Annotated in this window: 18 protein-coding genes; 9 read left to right on the top strand and 9 right to left on the bottom strand. The window is 46.1% G+C overall.

Going from position 1 to position 18025, the window contains the following annotated elements; translation table 11 throughout:
* Positions 1-6: 6 nt before the first annotated feature.
* The gene (locus KIF87_RS18430) at positions 7-411 is read right to left on the bottom strand and encodes a helix-turn-helix domain-containing protein (protein ID WP_029739732.1); all 405 of its coding nucleotides are present in this window, start codon (positions 409-411) and stop codon (positions 7-9) included.
* A gap of 124 nt (positions 412-535) precedes the next feature.
* Positions 536-1180 carry a TetR/AcrR family transcriptional regulator gene (locus KIF87_RS18425; protein WP_213330011.1) on the bottom strand — a complete coding sequence of 215 codons (645 nt, stop codon included), beginning with the start codon at positions 1178-1180 and terminating at the stop codon, positions 536-538.
* 179 nt (positions 1181-1359) lie between these two features.
* On the opposite strand from KIF87_RS18425, the gene KIF87_RS18420 reads away from it, so the two are divergent.
* The 7 genes from KIF87_RS18420 (at position 1360) to catA (ending at position 9836) form a co-directional block, all read left to right on the top strand.
* The gene (locus tag KIF87_RS18420; RefSeq protein WP_213330009.1) at positions 1360-2856 is read left to right on the top strand and encodes an efflux transporter outer membrane subunit; all 1497 of its coding nucleotides are present in this window, start codon (positions 1360-1362) and stop codon (positions 2854-2856) included.
* 49 nt (positions 2857-2905) lie between these two features.
* Entirely contained in the window at positions 2906-4048 is a 1143-nt protein-coding gene (locus KIF87_RS18415; protein ID WP_213330007.1) for an HlyD family secretion protein, read from the top strand.
* Between the two features lie 13 nt (positions 4049-4061).
* Positions 4062-5606 carry a DHA2 family efflux MFS transporter permease subunit gene (locus KIF87_RS18410; RefSeq protein WP_249665962.1) on the top strand — a complete coding sequence of 515 codons (1545 nt, stop codon included), beginning with the start codon at positions 4062-4064 and terminating at the stop codon, positions 5604-5606.
* 49 nt (positions 5607-5655) lie between these two features.
* Positions 5656-5952, top strand: coding sequence for a hypothetical protein (locus tag KIF87_RS18405; protein WP_213330005.1), 297 nt, complete (start codon positions 5656-5658; stop codon positions 5950-5952).
* Between the two features lie 699 nt (positions 5953-6651).
* Positions 6652-7146, top strand: a complete 495-nt coding sequence (locus tag KIF87_RS18400; RefSeq protein WP_213330003.1) for a putative pterin-binding protein — start codon at positions 6652-6654, stop codon at positions 7144-7146.
* Between the two features lie 17 nt (positions 7147-7163).
* The gene (locus KIF87_RS18395; RefSeq protein WP_213330001.1) at positions 7164-9095 is read left to right on the top strand and encodes a putative bifunctional diguanylate cyclase/phosphodiesterase; all 1932 of its coding nucleotides are present in this window, start codon (positions 7164-7166) and stop codon (positions 9093-9095) included.
* Between the two features lie 63 nt (positions 9096-9158).
* A complete protein-coding gene (gene catA / locus KIF87_RS18390; RefSeq protein ID WP_213330000.1) occupies positions 9159-9836 on the top strand; it encodes a type A chloramphenicol O-acetyltransferase in 678 nt (225 codons plus the stop codon).
* A gap of 247 nt (positions 9837-10083) precedes the next feature.
* Here the strand turns inward: catA and KIF87_RS18385 are convergent, their stop codons facing one another.
* The 7 genes from KIF87_RS18385 to KIF87_RS18355 form a co-directional block, all read right to left on the bottom strand.
* Positions 10084-10452, bottom strand: a complete 369-nt coding sequence (locus KIF87_RS18385) for a TA system toxin CbtA family protein (protein ID WP_025800135.1) — start codon at positions 10450-10452, stop codon at positions 10084-10086.
* 20 nt (positions 10453-10472) lie between these two features.
* Positions 10473-10799 carry a type IV toxin-antitoxin system YeeU family antitoxin gene (locus KIF87_RS18380; protein WP_213329998.1) on the bottom strand — a complete coding sequence of 109 codons (327 nt, stop codon included), beginning with the start codon at positions 10797-10799 and terminating at the stop codon, positions 10473-10475.
* Between the two features lie 12 nt (positions 10800-10811).
* Complete coding sequence (gene radC, locus KIF87_RS18375) at positions 10812-11282, bottom strand: RadC family protein (protein WP_213329996.1); 471 nt, start codon at positions 11280-11282, stop codon at positions 10812-10814.
* 70 nt (positions 11283-11352) lie between these two features.
* The gene (locus KIF87_RS18370; RefSeq protein ID WP_213329994.1) at positions 11353-12174 is read right to left on the bottom strand and encodes a DUF932 domain-containing protein; all 822 of its coding nucleotides are present in this window, start codon (positions 12172-12174) and stop codon (positions 11353-11355) included.
* 606 nt (positions 12175-12780) lie between these two features.
* Complete coding sequence (locus tag KIF87_RS18365; RefSeq protein WP_213329992.1) at positions 12781-13620, bottom strand: hypothetical protein; 840 nt, start codon at positions 13618-13620, stop codon at positions 12781-12783.
* A gap of 113 nt (positions 13621-13733) precedes the next feature.
* Entirely contained in the window at positions 13734-14168 is a 435-nt protein-coding gene (locus KIF87_RS18360; RefSeq protein WP_213329990.1) for a hypothetical protein, read from the bottom strand.
* Between the two features lie 357 nt (positions 14169-14525).
* On the bottom strand, positions 14526-15488 hold the full coding sequence (locus KIF87_RS18355) for a hypothetical protein (RefSeq protein WP_213329988.1): 963 nt from the start codon (positions 15486-15488) through the stop codon (positions 14526-14528).
* Between the two features lie 458 nt (positions 15489-15946).
* Here KIF87_RS18355 and KIF87_RS18350 point away from each other — a divergent pair, with 458 nt between their 5' ends.
* Entirely contained in the window at positions 15947-16150 is a 204-nt protein-coding gene (locus KIF87_RS18350; RefSeq protein ID WP_213329986.1) for a helix-turn-helix transcriptional regulator, read from the top strand.
* Positions 16151-16499: 349 nt separating this feature from the next.
* Entirely contained in the window at positions 16500-17531 is a 1032-nt protein-coding gene (locus KIF87_RS18345; RefSeq protein WP_213329984.1) for a YagK/YfjJ domain-containing protein, read from the top strand.
* The last annotated feature ends 494 nt before the right edge of the window (positions 17532-18025 follow it).

The raw sequence follows: 18025 nt of genomic DNA, 5'->3' as shown, positions 1-18025 counted from the left end.
ATCGCTTTACTCGCGCGTTACCTCAGTAATCAACATCGACAATCCATTCATGTAGTGACTTTTTTTAGCCTGCTCGCGGTATTTGGTTGGGGAGAGTCCATATTGATTCGAAAACGCTCTGCTGAACGTTGACGGCTCCTCGTAGCCTAACATCGTGAATATATCTGAAACCGAGAGCTGCGTATGTCTGAGCATATGCGCGGCTTTTTCAAGCTTCCGGCTTCGAATATAGAGACCTATACTTATGCCACACTCCTGGCGAAAGTTCCGCTGAATGTAAGCCAATGAATAACCGGATTTCCGTGCCACATCTAAAACGGTAATAGGCCGGTATAAATTCGAATCAATCCAGTGAGTAAGGGACTTAATTACAGCTTCACGATCTTTTAAGAGAGTAAACTTTATACACATAAGTATCCACGAAATTTTATTTACAAGAAGGCCGCTGGCAAAGTCATCCAATGACGATTGAAAATAAATATTTCCCAAAAGAAAATTCACCCTAATAATAGGGTGAAGGAACGCTTACTGTATTTTAGAAAGATGTCTTTGCAACATCCTCAATTTTTTCAGGACCATACAGTTTCATAAACGCATTAACGGAGGCCTGCGCTTTCATGACGATTTCACTTTCTTCAGGCTGATCCTTTCTTGCTTTTAAAAGCAAAGGCTCCAGTATGTCGGCCTGGAGAAGAGAGCGAAAATACTCAGCCGCCAGCACAGGATCATCTTTTCTTAAAATGTTTTGATTCATTAAATCGGTAAAAAGCGCCGAAACGTTTGAACGCAGTTTTTGCATTCGCGCATAATATAATTCTCCGATACCCGACCTTCCGGCCTCGGAAATCATTAATCTTTGCAGATCCACAATATCCGGAGAGCAAATATAACGTAAAAAGGCAACGGCAAATTGCTCGATAACCAGCTGTGGTGATTTTCTGAAAAGGCGCACCTGCCCTGCAGTTTCAATAGTCATGCTTTTTATATACTGTTCAGTTTCTGAAGACATGCATTCTACAAATAGCTCTTCTTTCGAAGAAAAGTGACTGTAAATTGTCGATTTTGAGCCACCAACAATCGCGTTAATCTCCGAGATAGACGTGGCATCAAATCCCTTTTGTCGAAACAGCCCGGATGCGACCTCCAGGATCTGTTGCCGTTTAAGCGCTCTTTTATCCATATGTTTCCTCGTTAGTTTAGGTGTCTGGCCGGAGCCAACACTTATTGTTCTCTGATTTCGGAATCACGTCTGGTAGTAGGGTTCGTAATCGTACTGACGAGTACATTTTCATTTGACGGCGCTCAGAAGTCAAGATATAAAGTGTACCGTACCGTACGGTACTGTATTTGGACTTCTCTATGAACAGCATGACGAGCGTACTGATGAAAGGTTTTCAGGAGACACTCCCGAGGTGTCGTATTTCCGGTTTAACCCGGTCCAGCATAGTGATGGGCTGTGTTGTCATTTCCGCCATCAGTATGAGCGGATGCGCCATAATCCCCGATCTTGGCACCCCACCGTCTATGAAGACGGTCTCACAACTTAAAAGCGATCAAAGCTTCCCTCATCAGAACGGCCAGTGGCCGAAAGATTACTGGTGGAAGAAATACGGTGACGAGCAGCTCAACGGGCTGATTGATGACGCGCTTAAAAATTCCCCCACGCTTAACATCGCCGAAGCTCGCGTGAAACAAGCGCAGGCGATGACGCAAAGTGCGAGCGGTTCGCTTTTCCCGGAGGTCACCGCAAACGCCAGCTTTATGCGGGACAAAATGAGTTACAACTATGTGACGCCTGAAAGCGCAACGCCTCAAAACTGGAACAGCTACGGGCGCACCACGCTTGATATGAGCTGGGAAATTGATTTTTGGGGTAAAAACCGCGCCGCGCTCGCGGCTGCAACGTCAGGTGAAATGGCGGCTGTAGCGGAAGAAGCACAAACAAGACTGGTGCTCTCTTCTTCTATTGTTACCGTTTACGCGGAGCTGGCGCATTTATACACCGTACGCGAAACGCTTAACGATACCCTCACTATACGAACCAGTACGCTCGCGTTGTTCCAGCAACGACATGACGCAGGGCTTGAAGATTTATCCAGCCTTCAACAGGTTGAGACGCGTCAACTCAACGCAAAAGCAAATCTGGTGGCAATAGATGAAGCTATTGCGATCAAAAAACATGAGCTCGCTGCGCTGATCGGTGATGGACCTGATAGATCGCTGGCGATAACCGCGCCTAAGGCAACGCTTTTAGCGCATGAGGAACTTCCTCCCAATATTGCGCTGGATCTGATTGGTCGACGTCCTGATATTGTCGCAGCACGTTTACGCGCAGAGGCTGCAGCAGAGCAAATCAAACAGAAAAAAGCCGGTTTTTACCCCAGCGTTAATCTGGTTGCCTTTGCCGGGTTCCAGTCACTGGGAATTAATAACCTTACCCGGAGTGGCTCAGCAATTGGTAGTTTTGGCCCGGCCATATCGCTGCCAATATTTAATACGCAAAAGCTACAGGGTGATTTGAAATACGCCAGCGGTGAATATGACATTGCGGTGCAGGTTTACAACGACACGTTAACGAATGCACTTCGGGAAGTGAGCGATGCGCTCACCAGCAGAACCTCACTGAAAGACGAGATGCTTTATTCTCAGGGTGCAGTCACGTCGGCAGAAAAAGCATATTCGCTCACCAAACAAAGATATGAAGGAAAGGTTGCTGACTATCTCGACGTCTTGTCCTCGGAAGATGAGCTGGTCGCGGCCCGCAGAAAATTGGCCGATGTAAATTCCCGTGCCTTTACGATTGACGTCGCATTAGCGCGTGCATTGGGCGGCGGATATACCTCGAGCAAACAGTGATTTTTTAACACCAGGTTAATAACTAAATAGTGGAAAGAAAGGAAATAAAATGAGTCATTCTGCAGCTATTGAAAATCAAAATATTGAATCATCCGATATCAAAAATAAAAAAAGAAAACGTTTATTCTCTTACCTTGCATTAAGCATCGCGCTGGCTGGCGCAGGCTCGTTCGTCTATTGGGAATTAGTGGGTTCCCGATATGTTGAAACCGATAACGCCTATACCGATGTTGAGTCCGCTCAGCTCTCTTCCGCGATCACCGGTACGGTCAGTGCCATCCTGGTCACGGATTCTCAGGTGGTAAAAAAAGGCGATGTTCTGATCCAGCTGGATCCTACTGACGCAGAGTTAGCCCTTAATCAGGCGGAAGCAAACCTGAACCTGTCCATCCGGCGGGTAAATGGATATAAGGCCACCGACACAAAACTCGGCGCAGAAGTTGTCGCGAATGAAAAAGAGCAAAAACGCCTGCTGGCCCAGGTTGATGCCGCAAACGCTGACTTCCAGCGCGCGACGGTTGACCTCAAGCGACGCGAGGCGTTAATGCAGACGGGCGCGATTTCAGGCGACGAACTGACGCGTATTCAAAACGTTTATGCTTCCGCACTGGCAAACCTGAATGCCGCTAAAGCCGCCGTGGCGCAAGCTGATGCCGCGAGACAGGCGGCGGTGGGTGCAAGACAGGCGAATGCCGTGATGATTGAGGATGCAAATACCGAGACCAACCCTGAAGTTGCTCTCGCCAGAGCGAAGCGCGATCAGGCCAGACTGGATCTGGAAAGAACCGTTATCCGTTCGCCAGTCGATGGCGTGGTTGCTCGTCGCCAGGTCGAGCTTGGACAGCGTGTCCAGCCTTCCACGCCGTTATTGTCCGTGGTGCCGGTGCAGCAAATTCACGTCAATGCCAACTTCAAGGAAGTTCAGCTCCAGCACGTGAAAGTGGGACAGAAGGTGGAACTGTTGAGCGATCTGTATGGCGACAACGTCCCATTCCATGGAACCGTAGAAGGCTTTGATGGCGGCACCGGCGCAGCGTTTTCAATTATTCCTGCGCAGAACGCAACGGGTAACTGGATTAAGGTTGTTCAGCGTTTGCCCGTGCGCATCAAACTCAATGCTGATGAGCTTGCTGCACATCCGTTGCGGGTTGGTCTGTCCATGAAAGCGACAGTTAACTTAAAAAGTGAATAACGGAAACCAGGCCATGTCTACATTAGTTATCGATAATGAGCCGCCTTCGCTGAAAGGCGGTATGTTATGGATTGGTGCCCTGGTACTTGCAATGGCTAACTTTTTGGCTGTGCTCAACATGACCATTGCAAACGTCACTCAACCCAACATGGCTGGCGCCCTGGGCGCAGGAACCAGCCAGGGAACCTGGATCATCACGGCCTATGCCGTGGCTGAAGCCATTACGGTACCGCTATCAGGATGGTTAACCACACGGTTCGGCGGCGTGCGCGTTTTCTGCGTTTCCGTGTTCATGTTTGGCGTTTTCTCGTTGCTTTGTGGCCTTTCCACCTCGCTGGGAATGCTGCTGCTGATGAGGGTTTTTCAGGGCATGGCGGGAGGCCCCCTGATGGCCTTATCACAAACGCTACTGCTGCGTATTTTCCCGAAAGAAAAATCCATGCAGGCGACGGGATTATGGGCGATGACAACATTGCTGGCGCCCGTAATAGGCCCGGTTCTGGGCGGATGGATTTGCGATCATTACAGCTGGTCGTGGGTGTTTATCATCAACGTTCCGATGGCCATCGCTTTCGCATTGGTCGCGTGGTCAGTACTGAAAATCTTCGAAGATACGCTGGTTAATAACTCTATTGATATCGTTGGGTTTATTTTATTGGTTATCTGGGTTGGTGCCCTGCAGATCATGCTGGATGAAGGGAAAGACCTTGACTGGTTTGCCTCAGAAGAAATTTGGGTACTGGCAATTGTGGCCTGTATCGGCTTTTTAAGTTTCTGCATCTGGGAGCTGACCGCCGAGCATCCGATTGTCGATATCAAAGTTTTTCGCCATCGCGGTTTTTCGGCCAGCATGTTTGTTCTCGCACTCGCGTTTGGATGTTTTTTTGGTCTGAATGTCCTCACGCCGTTGTGGCTACAATATAACTTAGGGTATACAACAACATGGGCAGGGATTGTGGTTGCCTGGGGCGGACTGCTGCAGGTGGTATTTTCTCCGGTTGCCGCTAACCTCTCCAACAAAATCGATCCGCGCATTCTTATTTTCTTTGGCTGCGCCTGGCTGGGTCTCGATACCTTCTGGCGATCCTATGCGACGACCGATATGGACTACTGGTCCATCTGTGTTCCTTTGTTATTCATGGGCGTTGGCATGCCGTTGTACTACGTCCCGATTACGGGGCTTGCAATGGGCTCTGTAGATGAAACGGAAATGGCTTCAGCAGCGGGCTTAATGAACTTTGTTCGAACGTTATCGGGTGCGTTTGCTACATCGCTCGTGACGACGTCATGGCAGGACCAGCGCTATATAGCACATGACAAACTGGCGTCCGTCGTCGACCCAACTGGCGATCTTTCGCATTACATCAGTTCAGCGCCTCAGCAAGGTGGGCAATTTGTGCGCGAGCTTTTTGACAAGATGGTTAACAGCCAGAGCATGATGCTTTCGACCAATAATTTGATGATGTCGATTGGCGTGATATTTTTTATCGCTGCATTTGCGATTGCATTAGCACCGAAACCTTCGCGCGTAGTCGATGCCGCTTCTGTAGGACACTAATATTTATTCAGCACAAGGACGTGAGTATCATAAAAACAGAGAAAATCTGATGGACAGTAAATCATACACGCCGGGCAGCCGGGATATTCTGTATAAGAAAATATTCCTTTCAATTTCCGAAATGAAATATCTTGAAAGAGAAATTAAAAAGTTCAGCTGGTTAGAACGCACTTTGTTAAGGAAAAAAGAGTTCTCTACAATGCAATATCACAAAAATAAATGTGACAGCAACTTCTTTAGATTTATCAACAGCGGAAAGGACAACCAGAATACGTTAGTTCATATCCTTGAACAATTACCTGAAAATCATCCTGACAGAACATGGCTGACGGGCTTCCTGCTTTGAACATACCAGGCGAGTGATATAATTAGCGAGATACCGGAAAATAGCAGGTTGAAGAAAAGAAAAAAGTGGACGCTTCCCAGTGGAAGAAGCGTCCAAAAATCAGGCAATTATTCAGACACAGATTGAAACCGTAAACTGACGATCTCATCGATAATATCTCACACCCCCTTCTCTTCATTATTTACATTTTCTGCCATCGCATAAGAAAAAAACTCAGTCCGCAGGCAGTCACCTTTTTAGCGCGTTTGATGGCCTGGGCAAAACGGCAGGATAGTATTCGTCCATTCAGGCACAGCGTAGTCTATGTCTCCTCGCCCAAGATGAGCAAATTTTGTACAGATCGACAGCACTGTTCGCGTCACTTCCGCCTGGGCTATACCCACGAACGGCTTGCACTGAGCGTTTGCACGCTCGTCGTTTTCATCATCGGTAAAATCAGTGGTATGAGATAATAACAATCAATAAAAGCGATCGTTTTTTAAACACAAGAGAGGTTATGCAAGCAGCTTTAGCTTTTCTCAAAAATTTGAGCGTCCTTAGACTGCCAAACACCCTGGCATCACAACGACCCAACATACTGATTTCATTGAATTTACATCAATAAAAACTATAAAAGGCCTTGCTGCTCAACAAAATATATAAACTAGTGTGATATCTAAATTATAATTCTTATACTTCTGTTAAAAAGTGGAGGCCAAAATGCGATTAACCCTACTGCTGTTATGCTGTCTGGTACAAAGTGTAACCTGGGCTGGCGATCTGCCAAAACCAGTTGGTAAACCCATTTTAACGATTTACGGTAATATAGAAAATACGAATGAAAATGGAAAAGCAGTGTTTGATCTCGCCAGCCTTGAAAAACTGGGCATGGTGAGTTTCGAGACTACATCCCCCTGGTATAATGGACGTACTAAGTTTGAGGGTGTTCCAATGAACAAACTCATGGATTATGTGGGTGCGAAGGGTACTAACATTAATGTTATTGCGCTCAATGATTACTCTACCGTGATCCCTCTCAGTGACTTCAAAAAATACAACGCCATACTTGCCTTAAAGGTCAATGGCGAATATATGCGCATCCGCGATAAAGGTCCATCATTCATTGTATACCCCTATGACAGTCTTCCTGAGTTGAATAATCAGATTTATTACTCGCGATCAGCATGGCAGGTTAGCAAAATGAAGATTGAGTAGCCGTTCAGGAGAACATAATGAACAGGATACTGGTTGGTATCATTTTTTCTCTTTTTATCACGACAGGATATATTGCATTTCTTGTTTACGATCGTCAGCAGGAACTGCAAAAACTGACTCAATACACTGAGTCCTGGTCCGTGGCACAACTGGTATCAGAGTATTACCGTTTTGAATCATGGCTTGGTCTATACGCAACCGATACCGATGACGTTACGATAGACCAGGTTCGCATGCGTCTCGAAATTATGCTCAGTCAGGGCGATTTAATGAAGGGGGGCGATTTAGGTCGATATATTAACAGCGATAAAACGCATCAGGAGCTCGCTTTACGCTTAGAGCAAATACTGACCTATCTGGATAGCCATCTTGAAAACATGAGCCATCCTGAGTTACAGGCATACCTGACAAATATGCATGCTCTCGATGCACCGCTGAGCCAGCTCTCTGCAACAGCATTAACAAAAGATATTAACACGGTTAATGAATCCAACCATAAAATACAGATTCTTTACTATATTTATTCCGCGCTTTCATTACTCCTGGTGATATTAAGCTTTATTCTTGGCTTCTTAATGATCTACCAGAATAAAAACATTCTCAAAGCACACATGCAGGTTAAAAGCCTTGCTGACGAGCTTCAGATATCAAAAGAAAAGCTGCAAATTCAGAACTCGAAGCTGGAGTATGATGTTTATCATGACTCCCTCACCGGCATGAAAAACCGTCTTTTCTTCTGGGACGATCTCAACAAAATTAATCTCCAGGCCGATAAAAACCACATCCCCGTCACGGTGATGTTATTTGATTTAGACCGGTTCAAAGAGGTCAACGATACCTATGGCCATGATGCCGGAGATTTGCTGTTGAATCAGGTATCCAGACGACTCACCTCAATGAGCAGCGCCACGGATACATTTTATCGTTTGGGCGGAGACGAGTTCGCCCTTCTGTCCAGTGGCCTCACCGAAACAGCAGCCGTTTCGCGCGCCAAAGAAATCAGCGAACATATCAGCCAGCCCTATACGATTAATAACCAGCTGATAAAAATCGCCACCTGTGTGGGTATCGTGTTATCTGATAATGAACGGCGCTCTGATTATCTTTATAAATTTGCCGATCTGGCGCTCTACGAAGCCAAAAAAGAGGGTTCACAGCAGATAAAAGTCTTCCGTCAGTGGATGCTGCAAAAGTTGCAGGAAAGCAGAACCCTTGAACATGATATGGCACTGGCGATCGATAACCATGAATTCGTTGTTTATTACCAGCCTATTGTCGATTCATTCAGCAATGAAATTTACGGCTATGAAGCGCTTATTCGCTGGATACACCCGGTGAAGGGGATACTGTCACCTGATTACTTTATTTCTGTCGCTGAAAAAACGGGGATGATCAATCAGATCGGCAAAAATGTGCTTGAGCTTGCCTGCCGGGAAGCGGTTTCCTGGGCCGTTCCGGCAAGGATCTCAGTGAACGTCTCACCCGTTCAGCTGGGCACGAAATCATTTACGACGATGGTACAGTCCATCCTGAAGGAGACAGGACTTCCGGCCAGCCGACTTGAGTTAGAGGTTACGGAATCTTCGCTCTTCAGTGACAGCAATACGCCGCTCACTATTCTCAAAAAGCTCAGAACGCTGGGTGTAAAAATTTCTATCGATGATTTCGGAACGGGTTATTCGTCGCTCTCACGACTGAGTGAACTGAATTTTGATAAAATTAAAATCGACAAATCCTTTGTGAATCCGATATCCACGCAGGATGACGCCCTTAATATCGTTAAATTGATTACCGGTATGGCGAAGAGCCTCAATATGCGGGTCATTGCGGAAGGTGTTGAAACCGAAGCGCAGCTTGAGCGTCTTCAGGCGCTTGGCTGCGATCTCGTACAGGGATATCTGTTCGGAAAACCACAGGCTGAGATTGACAGGAAGATTAGATACGGTTGAAATGGTTGCGCGGATTTTGCTGGCCCAAAACCCTTTAGGCGATTGATAATCAAAGGTTATAAAATGAAAAAAACAGTCCCGGACTACACGCCTGTTGATTTATCTCGTTGGGCCAGGAAGGAGCATTTTGAGGTATTCCAGTCATTTGCCGAGTGTACAATTAACCAAACGGTTCTGATCGACATTACCGCGCTGCGAAAACATATCAAAGAGGTCGGCTGGAAGTTTTATCCGACGATTATTTTCCTCCTTTCTAAAATCATGAACCGGCATTCGGAATTCCGTATGGCCATGAAGGACAATGAGCTTGTCGTATGGAATGAAATCCATCCAAGCTATACCATTTTCCATCCTGAAACGGAGACGTTTTCGTCACTGTGGAGCCACTTCGACGGCAATATTCAGCACTTCCAGAATACGTATGCAGAAGATGTTGCACGCTATGGTAATAACCTTTCTTACTGGCCGAAGGAAGAGTCCCGAGAAAATATCTTTTTCGTCTCGTCTATTCCCTGGGTAACGTTTACGAACTTTACGATGAACATTGCGCACATGAAGAACTTCTTTTCCCCTATGTTCACGTTTGGAAAATACTACGAGCAGGACGGGAAAGTGTTGTTGCCTATGGCGGTGCAGGTGCATCACTCGGTGTGCGATGGTTTCCATGTGGCAAGGATGTTTAATGAGCTGCAGGAGATTTGTGATGGTTTGTCGGGGCTGTCAGGGGAGTGTAATGGCTGATGCACAAGGGACAAATGTTGTTTATTTGATTGTCGGAAGACTGCTTTAAAATATGGTGCGATAATAGGAACATAACAAACCACCAATATCCTTTGATAAATATAAATATTTTCTTGTTTCATCTTTATAAATGCCCCCTTTTGTGCCCCCACCTTGTTTTTCATACGACTCGATGAGCCTTTCATCGAGTCGTTAATCTCATCAAATTCTTCACGTATCGTGGAAACCTTCTCAGATCTCCATCTCCTCACAGCCGTGATCGGCTAAGAACAATATTACTTACCTCCCTGTAAGAACACCGGCTCATCAGCCCGCACGCTTTCCTGGCATGAAGAATGTCTGTCGCAGTCAAATATGGTGCTTGTACCTGTGAGGAAAATCCACAGCGATCGATACGGACTAACTCATATTTCTCCACCAGAAAGTTAACGGCATTAGCCAGAGTGATACCGGCATCGATATGTTCCTGTATGACGGCTTCATCACTAAAAGGTGTGTCGTGTAGCGTCAGACCATAGTGCTGTTCAAGCAGGCGAGTAAGTAACATTTGCCAGACAGTTACGGGCGGCAGACATTGCTTCGCCGCCTGTGGGATGATTACAGGTAGAGTATTCATGTTTGCTCTTTCAAAATTAGTTAGCGTTGAGTGGGATAGACGACGATGTAAACGTAGCCGCAACTGCCAAGGGTATCGGCTTCGCAGGTGAAACCGTTGTGGTACAGGGTGACGCAATGGGCATGGCGGGAATTCAGCTCGCCAGTGGTCAACATTGATTCCATCTGACTGATAAAGTGCGGAAATGCTTCCTCCAGTTTAAAACATTCGGTATCGCTGGACATTCCCATCAACCCAGCCCTGTCTGCCAGGTAATGTAGCCGGTTGCCTTCCTGAACTAATCTGGCACCAAACCGTGGAACAATATCGCTTTTTAGCCCCCATTCATGGGCTGGTATAAATGACATGAAAACCTCCCTTTAAAGCAAACCAAGCTCAGCAAATGACACAACCTCGTTTCCCACTACAAGATGATCCAGCACACGAACTTCCACCAGAGCCAGGGCTTTCATAATCCTCTGAGTAATATGTTTGTCCTGCTGACTGATTTCTGTCGTGCCGGACGGATGGTTGTGCGCCAGAATGACCGCAGCGGCGTTATGTTTCAGGGCTGACTTCACCACCTCGCGAGGATGTACTTCGGTATGGCTAATCGTGCCAGTAAACAGCGTTTCTCGCTCCAACAGGCAATGCTGATTGTCGAGATACATCACGATGAAAACTTCCCGCTCCATGTGAGCCATTTGTAGCTGAAGCCAGGTCTTAGTGAAGCAGGTGGAAGTAAAAGACTCATTCGGCTGGCGCTGATACTTTTCCAATAGTCGTAACGCCCGACGGATAACGCGTTGCTCATTTGGCAGGAATACCGGGGATAAATTGAGTGTGGACATAATTGCTCCTTAAATCAAAAAGCCCCGCCGGTTTAGTGGCAGGGCGTGAAGATAGGGTTGATAAAAAGCTTCATGAGGCAAGTTGCAGCATATTCTCGGCCATCACCCAAAGGGCACGGTTAAGTTTCACATCTCCGTCGATGCCTTTAACGGCGCGTGTATGGGAGCGTTGACCCCTGGTCGTTCGACCGGACAGCCCACCTTTAATCAGGTTTTCCTGAATACGCTGGTAAGTAGTCCACAAGTCATTACTTTCATCCTGCCAGCGGCGTGGAGAGAGTATCTGCATTTCCGTCACCGGCTGATGCTCTTCACCAAAGCGATAGGTTAATGCCGCTTTCGCCATTGCCTGCTGTGCAGGTGGCGGTAATATCAGCGATTGCATGGCATCACGCTTCTCTTCCACTTGATCAAATATCCCCAGTACTTCGTAAGCCCCTTCTATGACTTTCTCCACCACATTGCCTTTATGCGGCACGCGCACCTCTCCGAAAGACTCACCGCAAATCAGCCCATTCTGGCAAACCGATCTGAATAACCCGGGCAACATTTGGTATGAGCTTGAACCGTCATGGCTGTTAAGCAGGATGATTTCTGGCACCTGTTTGCCAGTGATCTGGCCTTCGCGACGCAGGCGCAGCATGTGTTTGGTGTGCTCTCGCTTGCTCTGGTCCCGCACGCGTGTCTGGCAGGCAAAGAACGGTTGGAAGCCTTCGCGTTGCAAGTTATCGAGAAGGGTAATTGTCGGAATGTAGGTATAGCGATCGCTACGGGATTCATGCTTTTCTTCGCTGAAGACGCTTGGCACATAATGCGCCAGTTCGTCGCGGGTTAACGGGCGGTCGCGGCGAACAAGATTGACCGCACCAAAGCGGCTGGCTAAACGAGTCATAGTTAATTCCTTTATAAATGGGCATAAAAGCCACTTCCGTGAAGTGGCTATGGAGGGCATTCAAGGAGTAGCGAGTGGCTGCTCTTGCTGTGGCGACAGTTCACTGTCAGGTAATGTCGGCGGGATTAGCTCGTCGGACTGGTAATGTTGTAATCGACGTAGAATGAAAGGTTTACCGTACTGGAAGCATCGAATGCACCATTCGTACTTCACGACTCGCCTTATGACGGGAGGCAGGTGTTCATACGCTTTGCCGCATACCGATAAAACCAAGGCATCATCATTAATCCTGCCCTCTGCTATTGAAGCCAGCCCTTTGATAACGCAACACTTCAGCTTTTGTCGGGAATCAACTTTCAGGCAAGAATGGCGAGTTTTTTTATGAGTCTTATCAGGCTAAAGGTCATCAGGCTGGCTCCCATGGTCTGGCATACGACCGACTTACTTCTTAGTAGAGTGAGTCCCGCGACGCTGAAAACAACGGGCCAGGTCAGATCCAGAGGTGCATTATCTGGCGCTGTATCGTCCGGGAATTTGTGGCTTTTCATAGGTCTGTCCATAAAACGTCCGGTACCGCAGGAAGCGCATACCGGACCAGGTGAGTAATCAGGGGAGATCGACGGAGGCTATTTCCTCAGAAGCGTTTGTGGGGCCACTGTAAACACCGACGTATTCATTTAGAGGAAAGATAATTACTGCATTTTTCTTCGGGTCGAAAGAGCAACCATTTAATCCTGCAATTGCGGCAGTTTTCCCGGAGCTTGTGTTTCTGACAATCAGTTTATTGTCAGCACAACTGCTGGCTTTGACGTAATTCACCACATAACCATCCTGCTCTGCGACGATTTCTCCAGTTGCTGCTTTTGGCTGAGAGTTACTTTCTTTCTGCCCACTTACGCGTTTACTGCTGTAAGGAATATATTGCGCAGCATCATTCCGCAGGGTCGGTGGATCATTGTTCAGGCCAAGATATACAGGACAACCGGAGGCACCCACCTCACAGCTCTTTTCGACGATGCCGCGTGACGGCCAGCCTTTTGTGCCGATGTAGGCAGCACCGGTTTCATCAAGGCAGTAAGTTTCCTCCCAGGTGTAATTTTTATTCTGACCCGGCATTGTGCGGGTAGTGATGAGGCAGGTCAGAGCCTTAACCGGCTTACCGTCGTAGCGGATAAAGTTCTGTTCAAGCGGTGAAGCTGCATATAGCAAAGGAGATATGTTCGCAGCAGCAGCCTTGCTTTGTGCCTCAGCGCTAAAACCAACTTTGTTGTTGAGTTTTACGCTGACTGCTGCATCGTTCATTTCGCGAAGCATTTCACCCCCGTTATCTGTCAGAAAGAACGTGTATCGCTCTGGGTGAATATTACCGGGAATGGTGATGGCAAAACTTAGAGCAGGAAACGAAAGCACTGAGATTATAAATAAGCGTGAAATGAACTCTGTCATAGTGACACCCTGAGGACGTTTGTTGTTGGCTCTGCTGGGCGTATCCGAACTCCAGCAACAAGTGGTTAAAACAGCAAACTGTGCTGTTTTGAAAAATAGGCGAAGAAAGGTGCTTAACGGCTGATGCAGTCTTGCCAGGTTACCTCTTTCAGCGCTTCCTGAAGACCTGCGGTTTTGAACGGTTTTGACAATGGTTTACTGGCTTCAGTGACTTCCAGCACGCCTTCATCACCGGTGTTTTTGAGCGCCATAAATGCAGTTTCGCCTAATCGATAATGGGTTGAGTTGATGTTCAGCCCCGGCTCTTTCAGTCCAGCACCAGAAGATACGAGAAAATTTCTGTCTGGCTTGCTGTAGGTGACGCCCAGGTGACCTTCGTTGCAAGTGAAGGTAATGCGCTCACCAACATCATTGTCGGCGTTTATAGAAAATTCCATTCCGCTGGTATTACCAAACCAGTTACCCCACTGCTGTTCCTGAATGGCCGCGTGCGAAGTCGCGGTGAACAAGGTTGCACTGAGAAAGAGTGCAGAAGTGACCTTCAACATAGAGATTCCTTACTGTTGTTTTACAAACGAAAAGTGGCCCTTTGCTGCACAAAAGGCCACCTGATCGTATGCATTTGGAGAGGGATGAGATAATCGTTATTACAGATCAGTTTCCAGGAATTGATCGTTATTACCTATATAAAAATCGATCAACAAATGGAAATTGATAGTTTAAAGCTATCACTAGTAAGACATCGATCGGTGTGGCAGATCAATCAATTGCAGCAACCGAATGACATTCACCTGACTGATTCATGTGGGTGATATAGGCTTGAAATTATCTGTAATAAGGCGAGATTATCCGGGCTGACATAAAATCAACCCAGGATAGTTGAATGATACAAGGAGGTTTGTGACTTATTTATCTTTACTCTGAGAACGATATGCACCTTCGATAAGATAACTTACCATGTCAGCAATGCTTTTATTATATTTTCTGGACATAAAGTCCAGTTTCTCTTTCACATCCTTTGGCAGTCGAGTATTCAGCACCCTGGTGTCTTTACTGCTGTCTCTGAATTTTTTCTGACTCCATGCTTTTTTAAACTCAGACATGAAGTATTTCTTTGCAATGCCATCATCAGGTGCAGTGTCCCATACGCAGTACAGTGCCAGTTCGGTTTCTTTCTTTGATGCAGGAGCCAGACTTTTGTGATCAAATAATGGATGAGGATAGTTTTTTATATAGCGCCAGGCCCATGACATATTTTCATCCGACCTGTCTTTTATAAACCCAAACGGGTCCTTCTCACTGTATATTTCCGACCATCTGGACTTTAATTGAATGATAATCTGCGATTTCATTTTTGCGGGAGAAAAGCCCTGAGAAAAAAGCTGGGCATCCACATGCCTGTCAAGTTTCCACTGGTCAAAATACTGAACAATAGAATCCACCCGGCTTTTATGAGATGTATTAATACTGAGCGGCAGGATACTTCCCGGGGGAGTGACTGGATATGGGAATGATATATCCGGAACATTTGAAGAACTGGATGCGGAGGGCATATGAACGGTCATTTCCCTTGGGGAAAGAAAAAATGACCAGAACCAGTAAGCAGCCCGTTCATCTACATCCAGCCATTTAAAGTCTTCAATCCTCACCAGCGAGTAATCACATTTTATTTTCATATTTTCAATAAACCTGGCCCGCTCAACAGATGATGCCAGATGATTGCGCAGGGATTGATTAATGGACTCGCAGACTTCATCAGGATTATAGTCAAATGAATGAACAGGGATTTTATTATCAGCCATGTGACGGATATAAAAATGACACCTTCTGATGTCTCTCTCTGAAACACTGTCACCAGGTACCTTCATACAATATGGTCCTTCATCGCCATGGATTACTACGTAATCATTACGCACTAAAAACGCAGCATTATACATGATAAAGAACCAATTCTTACACGATAACTGTGCTGTTTTTACGTTGAAAGAATAGATTACACACCCTGAATTCATGGGCATAGCCTCATATCACGTGACATTTTACGTACCAATCATCAACTTCAATGTTACCTCAATCCTTTCTTCATAGCTCACTGATGTGGGTGGGAGTGGTATCTCCCCCCTGTTCATGGAGATGAACAGCACTCGCAATACAAGCCAGGCTGTGTGAGAGAAAAGGCCAGCAGCCATATTCTGTGTGTAATGAATGTGCGTATGGATGTATTGCAGAAAACGGATTAAATAAAAAGTAAAGTCATACATACGAAGCCTATGACATGAAAGGATGCCATCCGGCGCCCTCCTGAAACTTTCTCCGGAGACATGTCATGAGCACGATTAATATTTACGAAGATAAATTTGTCAGCATGCAGTTCATTACTGAACTGACCAGCCTGTCCGATAAGTGGTTTTATAAAATGGTACAGGAAGGGAAATTCCCAAAGCCTGTTAAATTTGGCCGTAGCTCCCGCTGGATTGAACGTGAAGTAAAAGAATGGTTAGAAGCCCGTATTAATAATTCAAGAGCATAAAAGACACTCAAGATAGTGATGAAAGAGGTCACTAACTTTACATCCTGCTTTTATGCTCTCATGCCTTATGGCATATAGTCTTGATGTGATTTGCAAAGTCGGTTTATTTATTATTATATTTAATCCATATTCAATCATCAATTAACATATTCAATCACCAATCAATATCACTCCATACAACACGATAAATCACACTCATTAATAGCGTCATACAGTTAGACTTTGTTATCACACAGACACTATTTCTGACATTACTATCCATACTGAATATCAGCTATAGACACTCATTCAATAACCACACTGATAGATTGCCAGTCAGCCATTACTGACTGGCTTCAGGATGCACATTATGGACTTACCCGAATCATTCCTGTTATCTCATGCTGAGTATCATATTGAGAATAACACTCCCCACATCATCATCTCTGATGACAATGAGTTCAGATTCAAGTTAGAACAGCTGGATAGCTGCCTTAAAGATATCAGCAGAAGACGTAAATTACCCTTCACTATCCTGTATAACCGCTCCGGTTATAAAGAGAGTGCAGAATCAGCCATCATTCTTGATGCCATCCGTTATCTCAATATGCTGCCGCAAGATGCAATGAAACAACGAATAGCTAATCCACGCATTTCGACATTCCAGCGTTTATTTAATAACGCTGATTTATATGCCCGTATCCATAACGGGAAAATAGTGGGAGCAGATTCCGTTAACACGGCAGAGATGCTGAACAAACTGGTGCAGGACTACCGGCATGCAGTCAGTCAGGCAGGGTTTAAACAGACATTCAGAAAGTACCATCGGGTTGCAGTGAAGAACCTGAAGGGAGTGATGAATTACATCAGGCACCTGCAGGAGCATCATTCCCGACTGCTGGTGTTGCGGATAGATTTGTCATGGGCAAATGAGCATAAGGCTGACATCACAGCTGATGATGCCCGTAAGCATCGTCAGCAGCTGTTTCGTCACATGCAAAAGAATCCATTGTTTCGTCATGTGCTCGGGACAGTGTGGAAACTGGAATATGGCCCACAACGTAAATTTCATTATCACATGCTGTTTATCTTAAATGGCAACAAAGCACAACAGGATGGCGTGATTGCTCATGCTTTCGGGGAATGCTGGAAAAACACCATCACCAAAGGCAAAGGCACTTACTACAACTGCAATGCGCACAAAGATCGTTATACGAACTGTTGCCTTGGCAAACTGGAGCGTGGTGACAACAGTAAGGATAAAGGGTTACTTCAGGCGTTGAGCTACATCACCAAAATTGATGCCTGTGCCCGTCTGGTCCTGCCTGGGAATGCCAGAACCTTTGGCCGTGGAGAAGTACGATCACTGAAAAAAAGGAAGAAAACAAAAAGAAGCGGGTAAATCTTGCCCGCTGTACCAGATGGTAATGCTTCCCTCTCCCCATCTATCCACAAAGCCAGCTAACCATGCTGGCTTTTTTTATTTGTTCCGGAGTTCATCATGAATTACTTCGTTTTAGCCACTCACGCCGTCACCATAGATGGTGAATGGGTTACACCAGACTCTGTTCAACAGGTTGATTTTGATTCATTGCATTGCATTTACTGCAAACTGCAGATCGGTGTTCAGTTTGACCCTCTGACAGCGACCAAAACGTTTGTGCATCTGCCGGGGCATATCAACAATGTCGCGCGACTCAATAAATGTCGATTCAACAAGCACCAGACAGTGCAAGAGCAAACCTCATCACAAACTATACCGCCTCCACAAAAGCGCCTTTCACCTATTAACACGGCTATACGGCAATGGAGATGTTGCTGGTGTCATGTCTGCTGGCAGGGAGAGAAGGTATGCCCAAAATGTTGCGACTGGATTTATGTGTTAGACGCTTAAGA

It is taken from the genome of Enterobacter sp. 120016 (genome assembly GCF_018383635.1).
Taxonomy (GTDB): Bacteria; Pseudomonadota; Gammaproteobacteria; order Enterobacterales; family Enterobacteriaceae; genus Enterobacter; species Enterobacter asburiae_D.
This window is presented reverse-complemented; position numbering and strand designations above follow the sequence as displayed.